Origin of the sequence: Paenibacillus sp. PK3_47, assembly GCF_023520895.1 — a bacterium.
Classification (GTDB): domain Bacteria; phylum Bacillota; class Bacilli; order Paenibacillales; family Paenibacillaceae; genus Paenibacillus_AQ.
In genome coordinates, this window is the sequence record NZ_CP026029.1 from 4142401 (window position 1) to 4158599 (window position 16199).

At 52.9% G+C, this 16199-nt stretch carries 15 protein-coding genes; 9 read left to right on the forward strand and 6 right to left on the reverse strand.

All coding sequences use genetic code 11. The features are described from left to right. Positions 1–10 precede the first annotated feature (10 nt). Together recQ and C2I18_RS18445 are read left to right on the forward strand one after the other, a co-directional pair. On the forward strand, positions 11–1846 hold the full coding sequence (recQ, locus tag C2I18_RS18440; protein WP_249897208.1) for a DNA helicase RecQ: 1836 nt from the start codon (positions 11–13) through the stop codon (positions 1844–1846). A 15-nt stretch (positions 1847–1861) separates the two neighbouring features. Then, positions 1862–3853 carry a B12-binding domain-containing radical SAM protein gene (locus C2I18_RS18445; protein WP_249897209.1) on the forward strand — a complete coding sequence of 664 codons (1992 nt, stop codon included), beginning with the start codon at positions 1862–1864 and terminating at the stop codon, positions 3851–3853. A gap of 1073 nt (positions 3854–4926) precedes the next feature. On the opposite strand, the gene C2I18_RS18450 is transcribed toward C2I18_RS18445, so the two are convergent. The 4 genes from C2I18_RS18450 to mnmL all read right to left on the reverse strand — a co-directional run bounded on the left by C2I18_RS18450 (position 4927) and on the right by mnmL (position 8542). Next, positions 4927–5889: an alpha/beta fold hydrolase gene (locus C2I18_RS18450; protein WP_249897210.1), complete on the reverse strand. Its 963-nt coding sequence runs from the start codon at positions 5887–5889 to the stop codon at positions 4927–4929. 73 nt (positions 5890–5962) lie between these two features. Then, a complete protein-coding gene (locus C2I18_RS18455; RefSeq protein ID WP_249902164.1) occupies positions 5963–6931 on the reverse strand; it encodes a type I phosphomannose isomerase catalytic subunit in 969 nt (322 codons plus the stop codon). Positions 6932–6974: 43 nt separating this feature from the next. Then, positions 6975–7589, reverse strand: coding sequence for a tRNA 5-(aminomethyl)-2-thiouridylate-methyltransferase MnmM (mnmM, locus tag C2I18_RS18460; RefSeq protein WP_249897211.1), 615 nt, complete (start codon positions 7587–7589; stop codon positions 6975–6977). Beyond that, positions 7589–8542 (reverse strand): tRNA modification radical SAM protein MnmL/YtqA, encoded by a 954-nt coding sequence (gene mnmL, locus C2I18_RS18465; RefSeq protein WP_249897212.1) that lies wholly within the window; start codon positions 8540–8542, stop codon positions 7589–7591. Before mnmL ends, mnmM begins: the two co-directional genes overlap by 1 nt. 419 nt (positions 8543–8961) lie before the next feature. Between mnmL and C2I18_RS18470 the strand changes: the two genes are divergently transcribed. The 4 genes from C2I18_RS18470 to C2I18_RS18485 all read left to right on the forward strand — a co-directional run bounded on the left by C2I18_RS18470 (position 8962) and on the right by C2I18_RS18485 (position 11645). After that, on the forward strand, positions 8962–9144 hold the full coding sequence (locus C2I18_RS18470) for a hypothetical protein (RefSeq protein WP_249897213.1): 183 nt from the start codon (positions 8962–8964) through the stop codon (positions 9142–9144). A gap of 220 nt (positions 9145–9364) precedes the next feature. Continuing rightward, a complete protein-coding gene (gene trmB, locus C2I18_RS18475; RefSeq protein WP_249897214.1) occupies positions 9365–10081 on the forward strand; it encodes a tRNA (guanosine(46)-N7)-methyltransferase TrmB in 717 nt (238 codons plus the stop codon). Between the two features lie 495 nt (positions 10082–10576). Continuing rightward, entirely contained in the window at positions 10577–11029 is a 453-nt protein-coding gene (locus C2I18_RS18480; protein ID WP_249897215.1) for a reverse transcriptase family protein, read from the forward strand. 88 nt (positions 11030–11117) lie between these two features. Next, complete coding sequence (locus C2I18_RS18485; protein WP_249897216.1) at positions 11118–11645, forward strand: group II intron maturase-specific domain-containing protein; 528 nt, start codon at positions 11118–11120, stop codon at positions 11643–11645. 130 nt (positions 11646–11775) lie between these two features. On the opposite strand, the gene C2I18_RS18490 is transcribed toward C2I18_RS18485, so the two are convergent. After that, positions 11776–12891: an MGDG synthase family glycosyltransferase gene (locus C2I18_RS18490; protein ID WP_249897217.1), complete on the reverse strand. Its 1116-nt coding sequence runs from the start codon at positions 12889–12891 to the stop codon at positions 11776–11778. A gap of 55 nt (positions 12892–12946) precedes the next feature. Next, the gene (locus C2I18_RS18495; protein ID WP_249897218.1) at positions 12947–13474 is read right to left on the reverse strand and encodes a phosphatase PAP2 family protein; all 528 of its coding nucleotides are present in this window, start codon (positions 13472–13474) and stop codon (positions 12947–12949) included. Positions 13475–13883: 409 nt separating this feature from the next. On the opposite strand from C2I18_RS18495, the gene C2I18_RS18500 reads away from it, so the two are divergent. The 3 genes from C2I18_RS18500 to rpmI all read left to right on the forward strand — a co-directional run bounded on the left by C2I18_RS18500 (position 13884) and on the right by rpmI (position 16172). Then, on the forward strand, positions 13884–15122 hold the full coding sequence (locus tag C2I18_RS18500) for a glycosyltransferase family 2 protein (RefSeq protein WP_249897219.1): 1239 nt from the start codon (positions 13884–13886) through the stop codon (positions 15120–15122). 294 nt (positions 15123–15416) lie between these two features. Further along, the gene (infC, locus tag C2I18_RS18505) at positions 15417–15914 is read left to right on the forward strand and encodes a translation initiation factor IF-3 (protein WP_249897220.1); all 498 of its coding nucleotides are present in this window, start codon (positions 15417–15419) and stop codon (positions 15912–15914) included. Positions 15915–15971: 57 nt separating this feature from the next. Beyond that, entirely contained in the window at positions 15972–16172 is a 201-nt protein-coding gene (gene rpmI, locus C2I18_RS18510; RefSeq protein WP_062320217.1) for a 50S ribosomal protein L35, read from the forward strand. Positions 16173–16199: the final 27 nt, after the last annotated feature.

The window sequence follows — 16199 nt, forward strand, 5'->3', positions numbered from 1 at the left end:
TATGAATGTTATGAGTATGCAAGCACCTACTATGGAACAGGCGCAGGCTGAACTGCAAAAATATTATGGTTATCCCGATTTCAGGGAGGGCCAAAAGAAGATTGTCCGGAATCTGCTGGAAGGTCAGGATACGCTGGGCATCCTGCCTACCGGAGGCGGAAAGTCGATCTGTTATCAGGTGCCGGCGCTGCTGATGCCCGGACTGACCCTGGTCATTTCACCGCTGATCTCATTAATGAAGGATCAGGTGGATGCACTGACAACCGCAGGCATTCCGGCTGCCTATATCAACAGCACCTTAAGCGGCAAGGAAGTCAACGAACGGATCCGCGCCGCCCGCCGCGGGGAGCTGAAGCTGCTGTATGTCGCACCGGAGCGCCTGGAGCTGGACTGGTTCCGTCTGGAGATGGCCGGGCTGTCCATTTCCTGCGTAGCTGTGGATGAGGCGCACTGTGTATCACAATGGGGACATGATTTCCGGACCAGCTACCTTGCGGTTGCCCCTTTTGTGGCCGAGCTGCCGCAGCGGCCGATTCTGGCGGCATTTACGGCAACGGCGACGCCGGAGGTTATGGAGGATATGGTCCGGCTGCTGAGGCTGCGCGAGCCGGGCGTTTTTATGACCGGCCTTGGACGGGACAACCTGGCGATGTCGGTGCTGCGCGGGGAGAACAAACGCGAATTCGTGCTGGATTACACTGCTTCGCATTCCCATCAGCCGGGCATCGTGTATGCGGCTACCCGTAAGGATGTCGATGATCTGTACCAGAGACTGCAGGCTACAGGAATTGCCGCCGGGCGTTACCATGCCGGGATGAATGATCAGGAGCGTGCAGAAAGCCAGGAGGGCTTCCTATATGACGACATCCGGGTAATGGTGGCAACGAATGCCTTCGGGATGGGAATCGACAAATCTAATGTACGCTACGTAATCCATTACAATATGCCGAAGAATATGGAGGCGTATGTTCAGGAAGCAGGACGTGCCGGACGGGACGGTGAGCCAAGCGAGTGTATCCTGCTGTTCAGCGCGCAGGATATCATGACCCAGAAGTTCCTGATCGAGCAGAATCCCCAGGACCCGGAACGCAAAGCGAATGAATACCGCAAGCTGCAGCAGATGATCGACTACTGCTACACCACCCGCTGCCTGCGCAGCGCGCAGCTGGATTATTTCGGGGAAGCGCATGAGGACAAGCTCTGCGGCATCTGCAGCTCCTGCACGGATGAGCGCGAGCTGGTTGACATGACGGTGGACGCGCAGAAGATCTTCTCCTGCATTCACCGGATGCGTGAGCGTTTCGGTGTGGCGCTGGTCGCCTCCGTGCTCAAGGGCTCGCGCAACCAGAAGGTGCTGCAGTACGGCTTTGAGCAGCTGCCGACCCATGGCGCGATGTCCGGCAGGACGGAGAAGGAGATTACCGAGAGCATCAATGTGCTGATCTCGGAAGGGTATCTGGCTTTGTCTGAAGGCCAGTATCCGGTAGTGCGGCTGCAGCCGCTGGCAGCCGAGGTGCTGCGCGGACAGCGCGAGGTGCATCAGCGCGTGGCCCGGCCGCTGCGCACGAGCGGGGCCTCCGGCTCGCGTGACCGCAGACGCGGATACGACACTTCGCCGTCAGCTGTCAACGAGACGGTCTTCGAGCAGCTGCGCCTGATCCGCCGCGAGCTGGCGGGGCGTGAGCATGTGCCGTCCTATATTATTTTTAATGATGCGACCCTGCGTGAGATGAGCGTGGTTTGCCCGCAGACGGAAGCGGAAATGCTGAGGGTGAAGGGTGTCGGGGAAGTGAAATACCGGAAGTACGGCAGGCCCTTCCTGGAGTTTTTTCAAAATGAAATGTAAAGAAGGTTATAAGGCATGAGAATCGTCCTGGCTACATTAAACGCCAAGTATATCCACACATCGCTGGCTATCCGCCTGCTGAAGGCTTACAGCGAGCATGAGTTCAAGGATATCCTTCTGGCGGAGTACACTATCAAAGATCCCGTGATGAATATCGTGTCAGATCTGTTCCAGAAGAAGCCGGATGTAATCGGATTCTCCTGTTATATATGGAATATAGAGGAAACCATCAAGGTCATTGGCATCCTCAAGCAGGTAATGCCGGAGGTTACCATCGTGCTTGGCGGGCCGGAGGTTTCTTATGAGCCGCTCTATTGGATGAAGCGGGAGGCAGGCATTGATTTTATTGTCAACGGCGACGGGGAGGAGACTTTCCACCATCTGCTGCAGGAACTGCGGGATGACCGCAAGTTCCACTTTGTCTACGGTGCCGCTTACCGCAAGGGCGAGGAGCTGATCGTCAATCCGCCGCGTCCCAAAAGCGACCTCAACACGCTGCCCACACCGCACCGGTTCGCCGAAGACTTGCCGGATCTCAGCAAGCGGATTGTTTATTTTGAGACAAGCCGGGGCTGTCCGTTCAACTGCCAGTTCTGCCTGTCCAGCATCGAGGTGGGCGTGAGGTATTACGATATTGAGCGGGTGAAGTCCGATCTGCTCTATTTGATTAATAACGGGGCCAAGGTAATCAAATTCCTCGACCGGACCTTTAATATCAACCGTAATTACGCGATGGAGATGTTCCAGTTTCTGATCGACAACCATCAGGGCTGTGTCTTCCAGTTCGAAATTACGGCGGATATCATGCGGCCTGAGGTGCTTGATTTTCTGGCAGAGAATGCCCCTCCGGGTATCTTCCGGTTCGAGATCGGAGTCCAGTCAACCAATGACGAGACGAATGAGCTGGTCAAGCGCCGCCAGAATTTCAAGAAGCTGTCCCGTACAGTGATGAAAATCAAAGCGAGCGGCAATATCGATCAGCATCTGGATCTTATAGCCGGCCTGCCGCAGGAGGATTATGCCACCTTCCGCAAAACGTTCAACGACGTCTTTGTTATGGAGCCGGAGGAGCTGCAGCTCGGATTCCTCAAAATGCTGCGCGGTACCGGACTGCGTGCCCAGGCGGCCAAATATGACTATACTTACATGGAGCATGCGCCTTATGAAATACTGAGCAGCCATGTCATGCCGTTCCCGGATATTATCCGGCTGAAGCGGCTGGAGGATGTGCTGGAGAAGTACTGGAACAGCCACCGGCTGGATCATTCGGTCAAATACCTGATCCGGCATGTGTTCGAGTCGCCGTTTGACTTCTTCCAGGAGTTCGGCGATTACTGGGAGGCGCGGGGCTGGCAGAAGATCGGCCATCAGCTGGAGGATCTCTTTATCCGGCTGCAGTCCTTCCTGGTGGACCGGGGAACGCACTCCATGGACATCATTACCGGACTGATGAAGCTCGACTACTTCCTTGGACATAAGTACAAGCCGCGCAAAATCTGGTGGGACTCTGTACTCGATAAGAGCGACTGGTCCATATACTTCAAGGAAATCGCCGCCCATCCGGAACGTATTACCGGAAATGCTGGGCAGGCCGCGTTCAGCGAGCGTGAGCTGCAAAAGTTAACCGTGCTGGAAGTGCTGCCGTTCCGGCTTGAGCCGGTGCTGGAGTCGGTCAGCGGACTGCGTGCTGAAGCGGCAGCAATGATTGAGCCGGGGGCAGCAACTGCTGGAACCGGGGCTGCGCAGGACGCCGGGTTGAATGAGGCGGAAGCGGGTGCGGCGGATGCCGGATTGAATGCGGCCGGAGCAGCTGCAGTTGCAGAAGCCGGGGTGGCGGATGCCGCCGGACTGCCGGCAGAAGGCAGCCATCAGGCAGGCCTGACTGCTGCTGCAGAAGCGGCAGCCGTTGCCGTGGCACCGGCCGGAACGGAAGGAAGCACACTGCTGATCGTAATGTACCAGCAGGATGACAGCCAGCGGGCGCAGTATTATACTTTGCCGCTATAGGCACGGATTATTGGGGACTGCATGCAGTCCTGTTGATAGCGGGGATGCAGGGCATTGTTTCACGGAGCGTGTACAAGTTAGGCTTAGCAGGTAAGGAGTAAGGAGTAAGGAGTAAGTAGTAAGTAGTAAGCAGGTAAGCAGGTAAGCGGATAAGCAGTAAGCAGGGTAAGTGGTAAGTGGAATTTCTCCATCTAATTCTCCGGTTAATGCCAATATTTCAATCCTAGTTGGAAAAACTCCACTTAAATGTACCGGATGAGTCTCCAAAGGCATATTTCCCCTGAAATAGCTGGAGAAATTCCAACTAAAGCTCATAAATGAGGTAAAAGGACAGAATTAGGTGGAGGAAATCCAATTAAGCTCAGCAGCACACCCGTCTCGCTGAAGCAGATTTCGCATAATCCTTGAAATTCCAGAGACAGATGTAGTTAATCAACAGACTGGACTACGCACAGCTTATATAAAGGCACTGTTTCACGGAGCGTGTACAAGTCAGGCTTAGCAGGTAAGCAGTAAGCAGTAAGCAGTAAGCAGTAAGCAGAAAGCATTAAGCAGTAAGCAGAAAGCATTAAGCAGTAAGCAGTAAGTGGATAGGCGGATAAGCAGGTAAGCAGGCTAAATGGTAAGTGGAATTTCTCCATCTAATTCTCCGGTTAATGCCAATATTTCAATCCTAGTTGGAAAAACTCCACTTAAATGTACCGGATGAGTCTCCAAAGGCATATTTCCCCTGAAATAGCTGGAGAAATTCCAACTAAAGCTCATAAATGAGGTAAAAGGACAGAATTAGGTGGAGGAAATCCAATTAAGCTCAGCAGCACGCCCGTCTCGATGAAGCAGATTTCGTAAAATCCTTGCAATTCCAGAGACAGATGTAGTTAATCAACAGACCTGGACTGCGCACAGCTTATCTAAAACAAGCTCTCTTGTTATTCAACAAGGGAGCTTGTTTTTATTAGTGCAAAAGTGCAGTCTTACAGTCCGGCAGCAATTTACACATGCTTCCGGGCAAACCAATAAGGCCTTCCGGACAGTCAGCGTATGACTGTCCGGAAGGCCTTCTAATATAAGCTTTAATTTGCCGCAGGCTGCACAAAAAGGGATTCTGCAGGGAGGTGGCGTACCAGCCAATCCAGTATATCGGCTGTGACCTCGCTGCGGTTGACCTCGTTAAGCATCTCATGTCTGCCGTCCGGGTACAGTTTGCATTCCACGTCCGTTAATCCGCGTTCCCTGTACATCTGTGCCAGCCGCAATACCCCTTGGCCGTTCATGCCTACAGGATCTTTGGCGCCTGAGAACAGGTATACCGGCTTATCCCTGCATAAGGTAAGCAGGGTCTCCTGGCAGTGCAGCTCCCGCAGCAGATGGAAAAAATCGCGGAAGAACCGGGTAGTGCAGATTGCGCCGCAGTATGGGTCCGCAATAAAACGGTCCACTTCCTCCGGGTCGCTGCTCAGCCAGTCAAAGGCTGTCCGTATCGGCGAGAAGGCACGGTTATAAGGACCAAATACAATACCGTTAAGCAGCACGCTCCGGTGGCGCTCGCCCTGTATTCTAAGCTGCATGGCAGCCAGCGATTCCCCGAATCCCACCAGCGGACGGGGGCCGTTGGTACCGCTGAGAATGAAACCGGCGTAGACCTCATGCCCGTCCTCGCACATCAGCTTCTGGGCCAGAAACGAGCCCATGCTGTGGGCAAGCAGGAAGATCGGCACGCCCTCATGCCGGGAACGGGCAATTCCGGCAAGCTGCAGCATATCCCGGCGCATCCAGTAGAAGCCGTCTTCGCCGGCATCGCCGAGCAGGTTCACCTTGCCTGCGGTTTTGCCGTGGCCGCGGTGGTCATTGGCATACACTGCATAACCCGCTCTGGTCAGGTCTTCGGCAAAACGCGTATAACGCGCAGCTGTTTCGCACATGCCGTGAGCAATCTGCACAATCCCCCGGACCGGAGCTTCTATATCCGGCAGCCACTCATACACATGGATACTGACACCGAGCGGATCGGTCATCCTAAAGCTGTTCTCCTTCATCGCCCGTCCTCCCGAAAGCTTGATTTAGATTCTTTATGATATTACTTTTTGGAGGTTTTGATACAGTACTGAATTAAGGCAAATAAGAACGGAGCACGGTGGAGTGCCCTTCAATGGCGTATTCTCCAAGGCTGGAAGGAAGCAGGTAGCATTCACCTGCGGCATAAGGCTGGGAACCGCCTTCCCAAGTGAGATGTCCGCTGCCTTCGCAGACCACGAGAATCGTGAAGCTGTCCGGAGTTGTGGAGAGCTTCCATTCACCGTTCACAACGCCTTTTTCCACGATAAAATACGGGGAGGAGGCGATTTGCAGCCATTGTCCCGGAACCGCGCCGTCTGTTTTCATGGAAGTGGCTCCCGCGCCTTCATAGGCGGTAACATTCAAGGAGTCCTCGATATGCAGCTCGCGGGGTTTGCCGTCCAGGCCGGGACGGTCATAGTCATAAATACGGTATGTAGTATCTGAATTCTGCTGGATTTCCGCAACCACAACGCCTGCACAAAGTGCATGGACGGTACCTGCAGGGATGTAGAAGGAATCGCCGGCAGATACGGTTACTTCCTGCATGCTGTCCATTACCGTACCGTTCTCCAGCGCTTCGCGCAGGCTCTCGCGGGTTACGCCGTCCTTCAGGCCGTAGATGATTTTGGCGCCTGGTTTGGCATCCAGCACGTACCACATTTCTGTTTTGCCCAGCTCGCCCTCCGGAAGCCCTTCATAATCGTCGGTCGGATGCACCTGAACGGACAGATTGTCATTGCAGTCCAGCAGCTTGATCAGGAGCGGGAATCTTCCGCCTGCTTCGGAAATTCCTTTACTGCCGAACCACTCAAGGCCGAACTGCTCGCGGATCTGATCCAGGCCTTGTCCGGCCAGTTCGCCGTTCACTACGGAGGAGGTGCCGTTCGGATGATCGGCAATCATCCAGCCTTCTCCGATATGGCCCTCAGGCAGATCCAGGCCGAATTTCTCCAGTGCGCGGCCGCCCCATACACGTTCTTTAAACTCCGGTTGAAATTTCAAAGGATATGGCTTAGTCATCATTGCTACTTCCTTCCCGATTATAAAGTATGGTCCTTCCAGCTTACCCGCCGTTTGGCGCGGCGTCTTTTTTCTTCTCGACAGCAATCACATACGGGGCTGAGGCCCGCTGCAGCTGGCGGTACACAATGCTTTGGGCATCCTGCTGGGCAAGCCCTGCCGCCCAAGATTCCACGGCGGCAGCTTCGCGGTCGCCGCCGTCGTGGCCCGGGTACAGCACCGCCGTGACGATGCCGCCAGGGCGGAGCAGGGTTAACGCTGCCGCAAGCGCGGCAAGCGTGCTCTCCGGCTCGGTGATGATGGTCTTGTCGGCATCGCCTGATGGCAGATAGCCGAGATTGAACATCACCGCCGAGACCGTTCCGCGCCAACCGGGCGGAACGGCTTCCGCCATTGCAGCGTGGCTCCGCTGCAGCAGCGTCACGGGAGACAGCGCCGCCGGCGCTTCCTCCCGGGCCAGCCGCAGGCGCTCTTCCGCAAGCTCCAGCGCCGCAGGCTGAATGTCAAAGCCGTACACCCCGCCTCGCGGCCCCGCCGCCTTGGCGAGGAACAGCGTATCGGCACCGGTTCCCACGGTGGCGTCGATTGCCAGGCCTCCGGCGCTCAGCCGCTCGGCCGTCAATTTATGGGCAAAGCTGAGGACGGACATGAAGCCCATCAGCCTTTCCTCCAGTATTTACCCTGCCAGGTGTCGCGTGCAACGAGCTCATCGTCAATCGCGTTCAGCACTTCCCATTTCTTGAGGCTCCACATCGGCCCGATGAGGAGATCACGGGGCGCGTCGCCGGTAAGGCGGTGGACAATCATTTCCGGCGGCAGAATTTCCAGTGAATCGGCAATCAGCTTGACGTATTCATCCTGCTCCAGAAAACGCAGCAGACCGGCTTCATACTGCTTGACCATCGGCGTTTTGCGCATGAGGTGCAGAAGGTGGATCTTGATGCCCTGCACATCCATTTTGGATACGGCCGAGACGGTTTCCAGCATCATCTCATGTGTCTCCTGCGGAAGCCCGTGAATGATATGGGTGCAGACGCGGATACCGTGGCGGCGCAGCTTCTCGACGGCTTCGATATAGCACTCTGTGTCATGCGCCCGGTTAATCAGCCTGGAAGTGGACTCATGGATTGTCTGCAGCCCCATCTCTACCCACAGGTAGGTGCGCTGGTTAAGCTCTGCAAGATATTCGACCACATCATCCGGCAGGCAGTCGGGGCGGGTGGCAATGGATAAGCCGACAACCCCCGGCTGCTGAAGGATCACTTCATAATATTCTCTAAGCTCCTCAACTGGGGCATAGGTATTGGTGTAAGCCTGGAAGTAGCCGATGTACTTGGCGTTCGGCCATTTCTTGTGCTGTCTGTCGCGTATGTTGTTGAATTGTGTGACGAGGTCGTCGCGGCGGCTTCCGGCGAAATCGCCGGAGCCTCTGGCGCTGCAGAAGGTGCAGCCTCCCTTGGCAATAGAACCGTCCCGGTTCGGACAGGTAAATCCGGCATCGAGCATGACCTTGAACACCTTGGTGTCCATTTGCTCGCGCATTTCGTAATTCCAGGTATGAAAACGTTTATCCCCCCACAGCTGTGGAGGACTGGTGTGTAACAGACTCATCTGGTGCAGCTCCTTTACGGTGAATATACGCCTAAGCGGTATTTCAGCCTTATATTAATCGAAGTAACGGTTACCTCAGGCAGAGTGAGGGTGAGCCGCTCTGTTTGGCGGGTTAAATTTATAAATTTTCCCTGAAACATCCTCTTGTACAGTTAATCCTCCGGAAGCTCCGGGTAAAAATGTATTGACGGATTTAACCGAACCCATCCATTGTACCAAAAAACAACGTTCAACGTAACAGGTGCACCCGTTAAAACCTTTTAAAAATAGGCCGCGGGAAGGGGGTTTTGACTTGAAAATACTTACACATTATGTTATATTTAAATTGTGAAAAATCAATAAATCAACCCTATTCTTAACCACATTGAATTCATACTATTGTGTCGCCAAGTCCATACTAAACCCAAGAGGTGATGACAATGAATTCTCAGACATTATATGCAGAAGGAAAAGGTTCTATCGAAGTTCAGCTGACTCCTGATGAGGCACTTGCACTGACAGGCGTAGAGTTTAACGGCAACCATAAGATCAAGACAGAAGCGCAGCGCAAGATCCGCAATGCGTTCGAGAAAAAATTTGATTTTAATGCAGCAGAGCGGTAAACTATGAACTGTTGAACAAGTGGACCCCAATTCCAAATACAACATAAAGGGAATTCTCCGGCGGCGGTGAACTGCTGCAGGGGGATTCCCTTTTCCTATTATTTACCATCCCTACTCAGAAAAGTACGGTTATTATCGCGAAATCCCTTTACATTTAGGGATAAGTTCGGCACAATATTTCAGTAACAGTTACGTATAAGAGACAAGCGGAGGATAACCTATGCGTTTACGCGGAAGAAAAGGAATACGGGAAAGCCTGGAGGAGCAAACCGACATGGTGATCCTCGACCCACGCAGCCTCAAGGGGCGGTGGTCGGAAGTGTTCGGCAATGACCATCCGATTCATGTGGAATTCGGAATGGGCAAAGGACAGTTCATCAGCCAAATGAGCTTCAAATATCCTGATATTAATTTTATCGGTGTTGATATGTACGATGAATTGATCCGCCGTGCAGCAGAGAAGGCGAGAGCAGTCTGGGAGCCGGCGGGGCATGACACGCCGCCTAACCTCAGAGTTGCGCTGGCGAATATTAACTATGCGGAGGAAGTGTTTGCACCGGGCGAACTGGAGCGCATTTATCTGAACTTCAGCGATCCCTGGCCCAAAGCTAAGCATGCGCGCCGCCGTCTGACCCATCCGCGTTTTCTGGACAAGTACCGCGGATTGCTCAGCCCGCTTGGGGAGATTCATCTGAAGACCGATTCACGGAGCCTGTTTGAATTTTCGCTCAATGCCTTCGCCGATTACGGCCTGCAGATGAAGAACATCTCGCTGGATCTGCATCCGGACGGCGTGGTTAACGAAGAGCATGTCATGACAGAGTATGAGACGAAGTTCTTCGGGCGCGGCGTTAATATCCAGCGCTGCGAGGTTATTGTCGGTGAAGAGGCTCTGGCACAATACCAGGCTTCCCGCATGGACAAGTACCGGATGTAATGAGGTAAATGCAGCAACAGTCATTATGACAAAAAAAGCAGTGCGGGGTTTCCCTGCACTGCTTTTTTGACGTGTGCGCCCGGCATGGGCGATAACTTGGTGGTGAAAGTCCACTACAGGCTTGGCAGTAGGAACTGTTAGCCAAAGGCAAGGGTGTCCGCTGCGAGGCGGAATCTGAAGGAAGCCGGAGGCAAACCCTCGGTCTGACGAACAGAAATCACATACAAGGCATACTGGGGCGGACGAGCTTGCACGCCAAAGCAAAGTCCAATACTGCCCGAATCCCAGCATGTAAATGTGACAGATAGATGAGGGGAAGGTTATCGCTCTTACCCGGGGAGGTCTCACAGACGTCCGGTAGGAAAAAAAATCCGAAAGACGGAGTAAAGCTTGCTGTGAGAAGTCAGCAGAGGCCATAGTACCGGGAAGTTTTTTTTTCGGGAAGGGCCGAACAATCGTAAGTCTCGAGTACAGACTGGAAGGAGAGTCGGCACGATGAAAGCAGAATACCGAAAGGGCTACCGGCAAAGGGATAGCGTGGAACGCGAAGAGTATGCGGGAGCGCGGAGTGCTGGCATTCGGGAACGTAGAGAAAGAGGCGGTGCAACGGACTTGCTTGAGCAGATTCTGGACAGAGACAATCTGAACAAAGCCTACAAGCAGGTCAAACGCAACCATGGAGCGCCTGGAATCGACGGAATGACCGTCGAAGAGGCGCTGCCCTGGCTGCAGGAACATAAGGACGAGCTTTTGCAAAGCATTCAGGAAGGCCGATACAAGCCTAGCCCGGTACGGCGCAAAGAAATTCCCAAACCAGATGGAAGCGGAGTGCGAAAGCTTGGCATCCCTACGGTCATTGACCGGGTGATTCAACAAGCGATCTCCCAGCAGCTACAGCCCTTGTTTGAACTGCTCTTCGCAGACGGAAGCTACGGCTACCGCAGATGACATTGTAGTGCTAGCCAAAAGCAAACGGGCGGCCATACGGCTTCTGGAATCCTGCCGGAAATACCTGGAGAACAAACTAAGACTCCAGATGAACACGCAGAAGAGTAAGGTCGTGAGCGTAGTAGCCCGGAAGCATTTCAAGTTTCTTGGTTTTGCCCTGGGTAAGAACGGAAATGGAGTACATATCCGCGCCCATGGTCAATCCCTCGCCAAAGCGAAGAAGAAGCTGAAAGAATTAACGAGCCGCAGTCAGGGCAGGAATGTTCGTCAAGTGATGGAGAAAGTGAAAATCTACATTCGCGGCTGGTTGGGCTACTTCTACGTAGCCGATATAAAGCGAATCTTGCAAAGCTGGAACGAATGGCTGCGTAGAAGGCTGCGAATGTATATCTGGAAACAGTGGAAGGAGCCGAAAACAAAGGTACAGAACCTACGGAAACTAGGAATACCGGAGTGGCAGGCCTACCAATGGGGGAACTCCCGCCTGGGTTACTGGCGAGTAGCCGGAAGCCCGGTGCTGTCCCGTTCGATAACAAATAAAAAGCTCGTACAGGCAGGGTATTATGACTTCCCCGCACAGTACGAGCATTTACGTAAATTGCACTTATGCGGTTGAACCGCCGTATACCGAACGGTACGTACGGTGGTGTGAGAGGTCGGCTACTCAGTTAATGGGTAGTCTCCTACTCGATTATTTGGGCTCCTGCTTCTGCAGGAGAATTCTGTTCACGCTGTTCTGTGAATAGTCATTCCAGCATATCAATAATGCTCTGGGCGCTCTGCAGCGGATGATACCGGGCAATTTCCTCCAGATGGCGCTTGCGCTTGGCCTGCATGTCCCCGTAGTTGTGCAGCAGCCGGTTCATCCATTTGTCGACGACTTCCAGCGAGGAGATAAGCTCTCCCAGTCCTGCGGCTGTAAAATACCGGCAGTTTTCCTCCTCCTGCCCGGGCAGAGGATGGTGAAAGAGCATCGGAATGCCTTTGGCCAGTCCTTCGCTGCAGGTCATGCCGCCGGGCTTCGTAACAAGCAGATCGGAAATCTCCATCAGCCTGTCAATCTCACGGGTGAAGCCGATCAGCGAAATGTGCGGATGGCTGTAGCGGGGGTCCTCCTGCATCTCGCGGAGCAGCCGGTCATTTTTGCCGAGGCAGAATACGATCTGCACCTGCTCCCGCCAGCCGGCCAGTGCTTCGTTAATGACTTCATCATTCATCATGCCCCAGCCCCCGCCCATCACAAGGACCGTAGGGAGATCCTTGAGGCTGAACTGCTCCAGAATCTCTTCCTTGCCGGGATGCTCCCAGAAGTTCGGGTGGACCGGCATCCCTGTAACCTTTATTTTGGCTGCAGCGACGCTCCGGCGGCGCAGCTTTGCGGCGACCTCCTGTGTGGATACCAGATAACGGTCCACCTGGGGGCTGATCCAGGTGGCATGGGCGTCATAGTCGGTAATTACAGTCACAAGCGGTGCTTTGAAGGAGGTGTCCAGCCTTTTCAGGCGGGATACCACCGCGCTTGGTATAAAGTGGGTGCAAACGATGATATCCGGCCGCAGCTGCCTCACAATATTTTGCGTCCGTGTATAAAATAAGCGGTGCAGGGCAAGTGTGGTAAGACGGTTAAAAGATTTCTGGTGACGGTACACATAGCCCATAATCCGGGGCTGGGTCGTTACCGTTTTGCGGTAAGCCGATACAATGATAGGGGCCATCTTGGGATTCAAAAAGTTTCCGAGCTCCAGCACCTTGGTCTGTACCCGGGGCGACAGCCTGCGCAAGCTGCTGGACAGCGCGTAAGCTGCCTGCGTATGCCCTGCGCCAAACCCTTCTGACAGCAGCAATATTCTCTTTTTGCGCAATGTTTGATTCACCTGTTCCCGAATGTTTTGGCCGCACGGGCCTCTAAGGCAGGCATCATGCCCATAAGCCGACTGTGCCTAATGCAACACCGGTGCCGATTAAAGCGCCTGCGATGACATCTGACGGATAATGCAGCCCGAGATAGATCCGGGAGAAGCCGACGATGCAGGCCAGCGGCAGCAGAATAACGGTCAGGGCAGGATAAGCCACCATATAAGGAACCGTAGAGGCGAAAATAGCAGTGGTATGGCCCGAAGGAAAAGAGTGATCCTTGAGCGGATTGTGAAACGTGTTCGTTCCCGGCAGTGCCAGATAAGGCCTCATGCGCGGGTACAGCCTTTTGGCTATGGCTACAGGCACATGGCTGACGGCCAGGGCGATCATCGCCTGCAGGCCTGTTGTCTTCAAAGGCTGGGGCGCAAAAGCCCAGATCAGCACGTTGATACTGATGGCAGCTGTAGCTCCGCCCAGATGGGTGAAGTAGAACAGCCAGAAGTTCAAAAACCGGTTATGCAGCCGTCCGTTAATTAACTGAAAAAGGCGCCGCTCCCAGAGAAGCAGTTTCATGATTATATGTCGCATATCTTCTCCCTCCGTTAGTCCGGCTGAGGATAATAATTGTTGCTTCAGCAGTTCCGGTATATGCCCATAAGCTGTCTTTATCATACGTTTTTAAGGCCGTCCATTTCAAGGAAAAGCTCGGCTGAATGCCGGAAACACCATTTTTGACTTAACATGCCCTTACACCTTACAATGATTCAAGCAGGCGGAACACGTTTAAAAGGTAACAGAGAAATGAAGGAATCGCAAAGCCGGTTACCATCGTACAATATCTTTTAAACGGGATATATATAAATTGAAGCCTGCAACTAAAAGGGGAAACTCTTGGGTCTATGGTAAGGCATGCAACAAAAGGGTCGCAAGGCACGTTTGTAGCCACAGAGAGAGAAAAGCAGAATACCAAGAGTGGAAAAGGGGGCATCAAAAGGTCATGACAGACGCACTGTTTGTTACGCTCCAAGTGATCTTGGCGGCAATCGCAGTCTACCAGTTCGCATTTTCGCTGTTCGGACTGCGGAGGAAAAAGAAAAAAGCTCAGTTTGCACCGGAAAAGTCATTTGCAGTACTTGTCGCCGCGCATAATGAGGAAGAAGTTGTCGGCGCATTAATGGAGAACCTGAAAAAGCTTAATTATCCCCGGGAACTGTACGATGTATTTGTCATTTGTGATAACTGCACGGACAGGACGGCTGAGATCGTACGCGAGCACGGAATGAATGCATGTGTGCGCACCAATGCCAATCTGCGGGGGAAAGGCTATGCAATTGAATGGATGCTGAAGGAACTGTGGGCGATGCCGCGGCAGTATGATGCGGTTGTTATGTTCGATGCCGACAACCTGGCGCATACCGAATTCCTGATGGAGATGAACAATGATCTCTGCTCAGGCGGACGGGTCATCCAAGGGTATATTGATACCAAAAATCCGGAGGATTCCTGGATTACCGCCGCTTACGGCGTATCGTACTGGTACATCAACCGCCTGTGGCAGCTGTCCCGTCATAACCTGAATATGGCGAACTTCCTTGGCGGAACCGGAATGTGCTTTGAGACCAACCTGCTTAAAGAGATGGGCTGGGGAGCTACAAGCCTTGTTGAGGATTTGGAGTTCACCATGCGCAGCGCCTCCAAGGGCGTATATCCGAGATTCAACTATGATGCCAAAGTGTATGATGAGAAGCCGCTGACCTTCAAGGCTTCTTCCAGACAGCGACTGCGCTGGATGCAGGGGCACTTTACAGTAGCCCGCCGTTATTTCTTCCCTCTGCTGTGGCAGGGGATCAAAGAACGCAGCCTGACCAAGTTTGATCTGGCGCTTTACGGTGCGAATGTATATATTGTACTGCTGACGTTCCTGATGACCGCAGTGATGTTTATAGACAACACGGTGTTTGACGGACCGCATATTGCCAACATCTACGGATACCTTCCAATGTGGCTCAGCTTCTTTGCAGTGGGGGCCAATGTCCTGACCTTCCTGCTGTCTATGGCGCTGGAGAAGGTGAAGTTCAAGAAGGTATATCTGTACCTGCTGGTCTTCCCGATCTATCTGCTGTCCTGGTATCCCATTACGTTCTATGCGTTCTTCACACAGAACAACAAGCAGTGGAGCCATACCAAGCATACGCGTGTCGTAAGGCTGGAAGAAGTGCAGAGCAAACAGGTATAATCTGATCCGGTGATACTTTTGAAAAATATACGCTGAATGTATTGACACTCCTTGCGGAGTAGTGTATATTATTCAAGTATGCAAAACATAGGGATTGCAAGCAGAAGCACCGGCTTCTCACCTGACTGGCATTCGGCCAGCTGGTTTTGATCTCAATGCTTTATGAATGTATTTGTTCATGAACGTTGATCAAACACGGGGTGTCGGGAGTTTAACCGGCACCCCTTTTTTATGGAGAACCGTAATAAATCGCTTAACAAGATCCGGAGGTGGAGAGTTATCAGTAAGGAACATATGATCAATGATGAAATTCGGGCTAAAGAGGTCCGTTTGGTTGGAGCGGAAGGCGAACAAATCGGAATTAAGCCGATCCGCGAGGCGTTGCAGATGGCGATTGATCTGAATTTGGATTTAGTCAACGTAGCTCCGCAGGCGAAACCGCCGGTATGCCGCATCATGGATTACGGCAAGTTCCGTTATGAAATGCAGAAGAAAGAGAAGGAAGCGCGCAAGAACCAGAAGATCGTTGATCTTAAGGAAGTCTGGTTCCGTGCCAACATTGAAGAACATGATTACCAGACCAAGTTCCGCAATGTTGTCAAATTCCTGGGCGAAGGCGATAAAGTGAAGTGCTCGGTCCGTTTCCGCGGACGTGAGATTACCCACGCTAATATCGGCCAGAAAATCCTGGAACGCGTGAAGAACGAAGTGGCTGATATATCTGTTGTTGAGCGCCAGCCTAAGCTGGAAGGCCGCAGCATGATTATGATTTTGGCTCCTAAAGCCCAATAAATTTGGAGTCACTTGCTCAGCAATTTGGCGCCGCATAATATTCAAGGAGGAAACACCATGCCTAAAATGAAAACACACAGCAGCCTGAAAGGCCGCTTTAAGATCACTGGATCCGGTAAAGTTCTGCGTTACAAAGCCCACAAGAACCACTTGCTGTCCCACAAGTCCAAACGCGCTAAGCGCGTACTGAACGGCAATCCGGTTATGGCTGCCGGTGACGTAAGACGTTTGAAACAAGGACTTGCTAACTTGAAATAGTTTGATTACACATTTTTGGGAGGTTTA

What these genes read in the sequence shown, in the direction of transcription:
- rpmI (WP_062320217.1), top strand. Translation starts at nt 15,972, where the DNA reads ATGCCTAAAATGAAAACACACAGCAGCCTGAAAGGCCGCTTTAAGATC.
- trmB (WP_249897214.1), top strand. Translation starts at nt 9,365, where the DNA reads ATGCGTTTACGCGGAAGAAAAGGAATACGGGAAAGCCTGGAGGAGCAA.
- C2I18_RS18480 (WP_249897215.1), top strand. Translation starts at nt 10,577, where the DNA reads ATGAAAGCAGAATACCGAAAGGGCTACCGGCAAAGGGATAGCGTGGAA.
- C2I18_RS18500 (WP_249897219.1), top strand. Translation starts at nt 13,884, where the DNA reads ATGACAGACGCACTGTTTGTTACGCTCCAAGTGATCTTGGCGGCAATC.
- C2I18_RS18470 (WP_249897213.1), top strand. Translation starts at nt 8,962, where the DNA reads ATGAATTCTCAGACATTATATGCAGAAGGAAAAGGTTCTATCGAAGTT.
- infC (WP_249897220.1), top strand. Translation starts at nt 15,417, where the DNA reads ATGATCAATGATGAAATTCGGGCTAAAGAGGTCCGTTTGGTTGGAGCG.
- recQ (WP_249897208.1), top strand. Translation starts at nt 11, where the DNA reads ATGAGTATGCAAGCACCTACTATGGAACAGGCGCAGGCTGAACTGCAA.
- mnmL (WP_249897212.1), bottom strand. Translation starts at nt 8,542, where the DNA reads ATGAGTCTGTTACACACCAGTCCTCCACAGCTGTGGGGGGATAAACGT.
- C2I18_RS18455 (WP_249902164.1), bottom strand. Translation starts at nt 6,931, where the DNA reads ATGACTAAGCCATATCCTTTGAAATTTCAACCGGAGTTTAAAGAACGT.
- C2I18_RS18495 (WP_249897218.1), bottom strand. Translation starts at nt 13,474, where the DNA reads ATGCGACATATAATCATGAAACTGCTTCTCTGGGAGCGGCGCCTTTTT.
- C2I18_RS18445 (WP_249897209.1), top strand. Translation starts at nt 1,862, where the DNA reads ATGAGAATCGTCCTGGCTACATTAAACGCCAAGTATATCCACACATCG.
- C2I18_RS18485 (WP_249897216.1), top strand. Translation starts at nt 11,118, where the DNA reads ATGAACACGCAGAAGAGTAAGGTCGTGAGCGTAGTAGCCCGGAAGCAT.
- C2I18_RS18450 (WP_249897210.1), bottom strand. Translation starts at nt 5,889, where the DNA reads ATGAAGGAGAACAGCTTTAGGATGACCGATCCGCTCGGTGTCAGTATC.
- mnmM (WP_249897211.1), bottom strand. Translation starts at nt 7,589, where the DNA reads ATGGGCTTCATGTCCGTCCTCAGCTTTGCCCATAAATTGACGGCCGAG.